The organism is Variovorax sp. 20P10.2.4 (genome assembly GCF_058244205.1).
Map to the genome: position 1 here is coordinate 1 of NZ_JBZAYE010000429.1, position 6,399 is coordinate 6,399.

At 68.3% G+C, this 6,399-nt stretch carries 7 protein-coding genes and 1 pseudogene; 5 read left to right on the forward strand and 3 right to left on the reverse strand.

Annotation, left to right across the window (positions count from 1 at the left end):
- Window positions 1-122: 122 nt before the first annotated feature.
- Window positions 123-2,258 (forward strand): TonB-dependent receptor family protein, encoded by a 2,136-nt coding sequence (locus tag AC27VN_RS29220; RefSeq protein ID WP_490878811.1) that lies wholly within the window; start codon window positions 123-125, stop codon window positions 2,256-2,258.
- Window positions 2,259-2,322: 64 nt separating this feature from the next.
- Window positions 2,323-2,883, forward strand: coding sequence for a YaeQ family protein (locus AC27VN_RS29225; RefSeq protein ID WP_490878810.1), 561 nt, complete (start codon window positions 2,323-2,325; stop codon window positions 2,881-2,883).
- A 10-nt stretch (window positions 2,884-2,893) separates the two neighbouring features.
- Here the strand turns inward: AC27VN_RS29225 and AC27VN_RS29230 are convergent, their stop codons facing one another.
- Together AC27VN_RS29230 and AC27VN_RS29235 are read right to left on the reverse strand one after the other, a co-directional pair.
- A complete protein-coding gene (locus AC27VN_RS29230) occupies window positions 2,894-3,196 on the reverse strand; it encodes a DUF2007 domain-containing protein (RefSeq protein ID WP_413762007.1) in 303 nt (100 codons plus the stop codon).
- A 12-nt stretch (window positions 3,197-3,208) separates the two neighbouring features.
- The gene (locus AC27VN_RS29235) at window positions 3,209-3,682 is read right to left on the reverse strand and encodes a DUF3717 domain-containing protein (protein ID WP_296774898.1); all 474 of its coding nucleotides are present in this window, start codon (window positions 3,680-3,682) and stop codon (window positions 3,209-3,211) included.
- A gap of 495 nt (window positions 3,683-4,177) precedes the next feature.
- On the opposite strand from AC27VN_RS29235, the gene AC27VN_RS29240 reads away from it, so the two are divergent.
- From AC27VN_RS29240 to AC27VN_RS29250, 3 genes are all read left to right on the forward strand, one after another.
- The gene (locus tag AC27VN_RS29240) at window positions 4,178-4,924 is read left to right on the forward strand and encodes a TerC family protein (RefSeq protein WP_093351445.1); all 747 of its coding nucleotides are present in this window, start codon (window positions 4,178-4,180) and stop codon (window positions 4,922-4,924) included.
- 78 nt (window positions 4,925-5,002) lie between these two features.
- Complete coding sequence (locus AC27VN_RS29245) at window positions 5,003-5,467, forward strand: hypothetical protein (protein ID WP_093351448.1); 465 nt, start codon at window positions 5,003-5,005, stop codon at window positions 5,465-5,467.
- A 170-nt stretch (window positions 5,468-5,637) separates the two neighbouring features.
- Window positions 5,638-5,991 carry a phage holin family protein gene (locus tag AC27VN_RS29250; RefSeq protein WP_093351452.1) on the forward strand — a complete coding sequence of 118 codons (354 nt, stop codon included), beginning with the start codon at window positions 5,638-5,640 and terminating at the stop codon, window positions 5,989-5,991.
- 25 nt (window positions 5,992-6,016) lie between these two features.
- On the opposite strand, the pseudogene AC27VN_RS29255 reads toward AC27VN_RS29250, so the two are convergent.
- Window positions 6,017-6,399, reverse strand: a pseudogene (locus AC27VN_RS29255) (M48 family metalloprotease); the annotation flags it as partial.

Consider the following 6,399-nt stretch of genomic DNA (forward strand, 5'->3'; position numbering starts at 1 on the left):
GACGACGACGGCGCGACGACGCCGGCCTGCCCGAACGACGCGCCCCACGCCCGCCCGTTCCTTTTTCAATTTCAAAAACCCGAGGAGTTCCCGTGTCCCCCTTCCAACGCACCGCCATCGCGATGGCCCTGCTTCCCCTGAGCCTGCCCGGCTTCGCCGCCGAGGGCGATGCGCCCGCGGGCGCCGACGGCAAGGCGCTCGAGGCCATCACCGTCACCGGTGACTGGCTCGGCAGCCCGACCGAGAAGAAGGTCGTCGAGCATCCCGGCGCGCGGACCATCGTCGAGCAGCGCCAGATCCGCGAGAGCGGCTCGTCGAGCGTGCGCGACGTGCTGCGCCAGATCCCGGGCGTGCAGGTGCAGGAGAGCAACGGCACCGGCGGCAGCGACATCTCGCTGAACGTCGGCGTGCGCGGCCTGACCTCGCGCCTGTCGCCGCGCTCCACCATCCTGATGGACGGCGTGCCGCTGGCCTACGCGCCCTACGGCCAGCCGCAGCTGTCGCTGGCACCGCTGTCGCTGGGCAACATCGAGACCGTGGACGTGGTGCGCGGCGCCGGCTCGGTGCGCTTCGGACCGCAGAACGTGGGCGGCATCATCAACTTCGTGACGCGCTCGATCCCCGAGACCTTCGCCGCCGAGGCCAGCATCGGCGTGGAGAGCGCCGGCCATGGCGGCGGCACCAAGTCGACGCCCAGCGTGTTCGTCGGCGGCACCAACGACAAGGGCCTGGGCCTGGCGCTGCTGTACTCGGGCACGCACGGCGAGGGCTTCCGCCAGAGCAACGACAAGACGAACATCGACGACGTGATGCTCAAGGGCAGCTACCGCTTCTCGAAGACCGACGACATCGCGGTAGCGCTGCACCACTTCGAAGGCCAGGGCCGCATGCCCGGCGGCCTGACGACGGCGCAGTACGCGCTGAACCCGTTCCAGTCGGACCGCCCCTTCGACGAGTTCACCGGACGGCGCACCGACGGCTCGCTGCGCTACACGCACAACGACGGCATCAACAAGTTCGAGCTGCTGACCTACTACACCGACTCGTTCCGCGGCAGCCACCTCGAGCAGGAAGGCACGGGCACCACCGCCAACCAGCGCCGCCTGACCGCAGCGCCCCGCGAGTACCACACCTTCGCGATCGAGCCGCGCTACTCGCGCCTCATCGACTCGGGCAGCGTGGTGCAGGAAGTCAGCGTGGGCTACCGCTACCTCAAGGAGTCCAGCTCGGAAGTGGCCACGCGCAGCAGCTACTACCGCCCGCGCCTGGGCTTCGACGCCACCACGCTGGCGCAGCCGGCCTACCAGACCAGCGCCGGCGGCACCACCGCCAACGCCTTCTACATCGACGACCGCATCGACTTCGGCAACTGGACCGTGACGCCCGGCGTGCGCTACGAGGCGATCCGCTCGCACAACGACGTGGTGGGGCTCACCAACAGCCGCATCACCAGCGTGATCGCGCCGAAGATCGACTCCAACGAATGGCTGCCGACCGTGTCGGTGATGTACCGCATGAACGAGCGCTGGTCGCTGTTCGCGAACGCCGGCGTGTCCTTCGGGCCGCAGCAGTACGCGCAGCTCGCCCAGTCCACCGACGGCCTGCATCCCGAGAAGGCGAAGACCTATGAAATCGGCACGCACTACAAGGGCGAGGCCTGGAGCTCGGAGCTCACGCTGTTCAACATCAACTTCGACAAGGAGCTGCAGCTCGCGCGCTCGATCACCGGCGACGTCGGCCAGTGGACCGACCTGGGCGCCACGCGTCACCGCGGCCTGGAATCGGCGCTGCGCTACGAGCTCGGCGACCTGAGCCCGGCCCTCAAGGGACTGTCGGTGTCGGCGACCTACACCTACACGCAGGCGATCCAGAAGGCCGGCGCCTTCGCGGGCCGCGACCTGCCGTTCTACTCGCGCCAGGTGGCCACGCTGGGTGCGCGCTACGAGCGCGGCCCGTGGACCTTCAACGCCGACATCTACGCACAGTCGAAGCAGCGCTCGCCAGGCTCGCCCGACACCAATGCGCGCTACGTCACGCTCGAGGACAGCACCGGCCGCCTGGGCAACATCCCCGGCTACGCGGTGATGAACGTGCGCGCGGGCTACGACTTCGGCCCGACGATGCGCAACCTCAAGCTGGCCGTGGGCGTGAAGAACCTGTTCGACCGCCGCTACTTCAACCGCTCGGTGGACAACAACGGCGGCAAGTACGTGGGCCAGCCGCGCACCGTGTACCTGCAGGCCTCGGTCGCCTACTGATCGGCCGGCGGGCATCTCCCGGGCCGGCGCCGGCCCGGGAGCGCGCGCATACACTCGCGCACCCATGGCGCTCAAATCCACCATCTTCAAGGCCAACCTCGCGGTGGCCGACATCGACCACGGCTACTACGCCGACCATGCGCTCACGCTGGCGCGCCATCCGAGCGAGACCGACGAGCGGATGATGATCCGGCTGGTCGCGCTGGCGCTCAACGCGCACCAGCTGCAGGACATCTGCAACGGCGACGGCACGCTGGCCTTCGGCGCCGGCCTGTCGAACGTGGACGAGCCCGATGTCTGGCTGCGCGACTTCACGGGCCAGACCCGGCTGTGGATCGAGGTCGGCCAGCCCGAGGACAAGCCCGTCATCAAGGCCTGCGGCAAGGCCGACCAGGTGATCGTCTACTGCTTCAACCACGCGGCCGAAATCTGGTGGCGCGGCATCGAGAACAAGCTCTCGCGGCCGCAGAACCTGCGCGTCTACCGCGTGCCTACCGCCGCCTCGCAGGCGCTCGCGGCACTGGCGCAGCGCTCGATGCAGCTGCAGGCGACGATCCAGGAGAACACGCTGACGCTCGGCGACGGCGCGAACAGCGTCGACATCGAGCTGCTGCGCTGGAAATAACGCAGGGGCCTCAGGGCGGCATCATCTCGCCGCACTGCCAGCACTGCTCGAAGCCGCCCTCGATCCGCTCGCCGCAGACGCACTGCCAGCTGCGCTGCGGCCGGTGCTGCAGCGCATGCAGCAGCCGCTGGGCGAGCTCGAACTGGCTTTCGTCGTCGATCCAGATCTCGGGCAGGCACTGGTCGGGCGGCAGCTGGCCGGCCGCCGCGCCCAGGTACTCGCGCTGCACCGTCGCGGCCACGCCGTCCTCGCGCAGCGCGTGCACCCACAGCGTCGCGATGGCGAGGTTGGGGGCTTGCGCGAGGCGACGCATCGGAGCGGCCGTTCAGCTCGCGTCTTCGGGCCCGGTGGGCACGGCGGGATCGTCCGGCTCGTCGGGCCACTTCGGCGGCTCGGCCTCGCGCGCGCGCTCGGCATAGCGGTTGAAGCGCCAGGCCGAATCCTCCATGGTGATACGGCGCCAGGTGACGCGCTTCTCGGCCGGCGTCATCGCGGGCCAGTGCTGCACCTCGTCGAAGCTGCGCCCGCAGCCCTTGCACTGGTCGTCGCCCTGGCTGGTGGAGCAGATCGCGATGCAGGGGGTGTCGGGCGTGCTCTGGTACCAGTCCAGCCAGGCGGCCCAGGCCTTGGCCGGGAAGCCGACCTCGTCGACCTCGTCCTCGTGGTGGTAGACCATGAGCGCATAGACCTCGGCCAGCGCGCGCAGCTCGGGCGCGAGCGTGACGCCATCGGGCGAGGGGCTCTTCTCGCGCCAGTGATTGATGGCGGCCTCGATGTCGGTGATGTGGATGGCGGCCATGAACGCAGAAAGATCGGCAGGGCGGGCGATCATAGTCCGCCAATGTCCCGAGACCCCCGAAGGTTATAGGCGCTACCAAACTTGTAGCAATAGACCTTGCTGCGATGCAGGTTTTGAGCGCCTTCGGTTTGAAGGCTTGAAACTTTCGGTTGCCAGCGCGCGAGCGCCGATGCTCTAATCGCGCCCACGAAGGGGAGTAGCTCCCGGCCGTCGCACCCACGACGGACATCGCCAGGTCGTCAATACGAAGCACAACACTTCCGGCCTGTCGGGCATTGCGCATGTCGGCGAACGACCGTGCGCGTGCCGAGCCAGACCTTCGATTTGAACCTGTGCAGGTTTGGTCGAAGCGTCGTTGGATCCCCCGGTGTCACCCGGTTTCATTTCCTCGCTTCGATCAGCCCGCCCGGGATGAATCGAAACGCATCGCATGTGCCATGCCCGCAGCCACCACGCAACGGTGGGGCGGGACGGTCACAAGACACAGAGGAAACTATGGAACAGTTCATGACCCCGGAATTCTGGGTCGCCGTCGGTCAGATCATCATGATCGACATCCTTCTTGGCGGCGACAACGCCGTCGTGATCGCGCTGGCCTGCCGCAAGCTGCCGCCGGCCCAGCGCACGCAGGGCATCCTGTGGGGCACCGCCGGCGCCATCCTGCTGCGCGTGATCCTGATCTTCTTCGCGCTGACCCTGCTGGCCATTCCGTTCCTGAAGCTCGTGGGCGCGATCCTGCTGCTGTGGATCGGCATCAAGCTGCTGGCGCCCGAGCATGACGACGCGCACGGCAACATCGCCGGCAGCGACAGGCTCTGGGGTGCGGTCAAGACCGTGATCATTGCCGACCTCGTGATGAGCGTCGACAACGTGATCGCCATCGCGGGTGCCGCCCAAGGCGCCGGCGAAGGCCACCAGATGCCGCTCGTGATCTTCGGCCTGCTCGTGAGCATCCCGATCATCGTCTGGGGCAGCCAGCTCGTGATCAAGCTGATGGACCGCTTCCCGATGATCATCACGCTCGGCGGCATGCTGCTGGGCTGGATCGCCGGCACCATGGCCGTGTCCGACCCCGCGCTGGCCAACGCCGCCGCCTGGACCTGGGTGCCGAAGGTGCCGCAGACCGATGTCGTGAAGTACGCCGCCGGCATCGCCGGTGCCCTGCTCGTGCTGGCCATCGGCAAGTGGGTGGCTTCGCGCCAGGCCCGCGCCAAGGCGTCGACGCCGGCCACCGCGAGCTGAGCCCGTTGCCCGCCCCACGAAAGTCCCCTATCCATTTCGACCCGTCTCTGCCACTCTAACTACCTGAAGGAGCACCCTATGGAAAAGATCATTCTTTACGTCGACGACGTCGTCTACGCCTGCGAACAGTTCGCCGAACTGGCGCCGGACGCCGACACCGTCGTGGCGCGTCACTGGGTGCTCGTGGCTTGCGCGCCGCGCATGACGCATCGCATCAGCAAGTGGGTGAGCCACAGCGCACGCGAGAACTGGCGTGCGAAGTGGTTCAGCAAGCTGCAGGCGCAGCTGCTGCCGCTGCTGGAGCGAAACGGTGGGCAGGTCACGGCCGTGCTGGCCAAGGGTCCGCTGACCGAGCTCACGCAGCAGCTCAAGCGCGAGCACATGGCCGTCCACGTGGTCGACGCCCGCCGTCCGAAGGTCGGCGTGGACCTCGAGCCGGTCACGCCCGAACAGAAGCCGGCCGGCCAGCAAGGCTGGGCCTTTCCCGGTGCCGTGATGGGCATGGGCGCGCTGCTGGTGCTGGCAAACGAACTGGCGGAATAAGAGGATCGCGGCGTCAGCGCCGCGCCTTCCCGTCCAGACGACGGCTCCTTCGGGAGCCGTTTTTTTTGTGCCCATGCCGATGGGCATCGCGGTGCCGACGCCCCGTCCCACGCGGGTTCGCGGGCATGTCCGTCTCGCCGCCGCCCCGGTGCTGCGGTATCCTGGGCCGCATGCGCATCCTCCTCAAATGGCTGCTCAGCGCGGTGGCGCTGCTCGCGGTGGCCTACCTTTACAGCGGCGTCCAGGTCAGCAGTTTCGGCTCGGCGCTGATCGCGGCCGTGGTCATCGGCCTGCTCAACATGATCGTGCGCCCGGTGCTGGTGGTGCTCACGCTGCCGGTCACCATCGTCACGCTCGGGCTGTTCCTGTTCGTGATCAATGCGCTGATGTTCTGGGCCGCGTCCGGCCTGCTGGCGGGCTTCCACGTCAACGGCTTCCTCGCCGCGCTCGTGGGCTCGCTGCTCTACTCGGTGCTCAGCCTGCTGATCGAGAGCGCGCTCGGCGGGCTGCTGACGCGCCGCTGATCCACCTGATCCACCTCCCCCTGGCTCAACGCAGCGCCGGCTCCTCGGCCTGCCGCTTCACCAGCACCTCGATCTCGCGCGCGCGGGTGTCGATGATCGACGCCTCGAAGTGGTCGATCGGCACCGCGCCCGGACGGCCGCTCTGACTCTGGCGGATCAGTTCCTGCGCCGCCTTGAAACGGTCGCGCGCGGCCGGGTAGTCGAGGATCGCCACGTTCGACTCGGCGTCCGCGCGCACCGCATGCAGCGTGTCGTTCTGCGCGCCGTAGAGATTGGCCAGCGTGCGCCAGGCCGTGGCATCGCGCGGATTCGCCGCCACCCAGTCGCGCAGCACCGGGATCATCGGCGCCGGTTGGCGGCTTGCCACCGCGACATCGGCCGCCAGCAGCATCTCGGGCCGCGACTTGG

Bases quoted from the DNA above. Each gene is read 5' to 3' on its own strand.
- AC27VN_RS29220 (WP_490878811.1), top strand. From the start codon at position 123: ATGGCCCTGCTTCCCCTGAGCCTGCCCGGCTTCGCCGCCGAGGGCGAT.
- AC27VN_RS29225 (WP_490878810.1), top strand. From the start codon at position 2,323: ATGGCGCTCAAATCCACCATCTTCAAGGCCAACCTCGCGGTGGCCGAC.
- AC27VN_RS29230 (WP_413762007.1), bottom strand. From the start codon at position 3,196: ATGCGTCGCCTCGCGCAAGCCCCCAACCTCGCCATCGCGACGCTGTGG.
- AC27VN_RS29235 (WP_296774898.1), bottom strand. From the start codon at position 3,682: ATGGCCGCCATCCACATCACCGACATCGAGGCCGCCATCAATCACTGG.
- AC27VN_RS29240 (WP_093351445.1), top strand. From the start codon at position 4,178: ATGGAACAGTTCATGACCCCGGAATTCTGGGTCGCCGTCGGTCAGATC.
- AC27VN_RS29245 (WP_093351448.1), top strand. From the start codon at position 5,003: ATGGAAAAGATCATTCTTTACGTCGACGACGTCGTCTACGCCTGCGAA.
- AC27VN_RS29250 (WP_093351452.1), top strand. From the start codon at position 5,638: ATGCGCATCCTCCTCAAATGGCTGCTCAGCGCGGTGGCGCTGCTCGCG.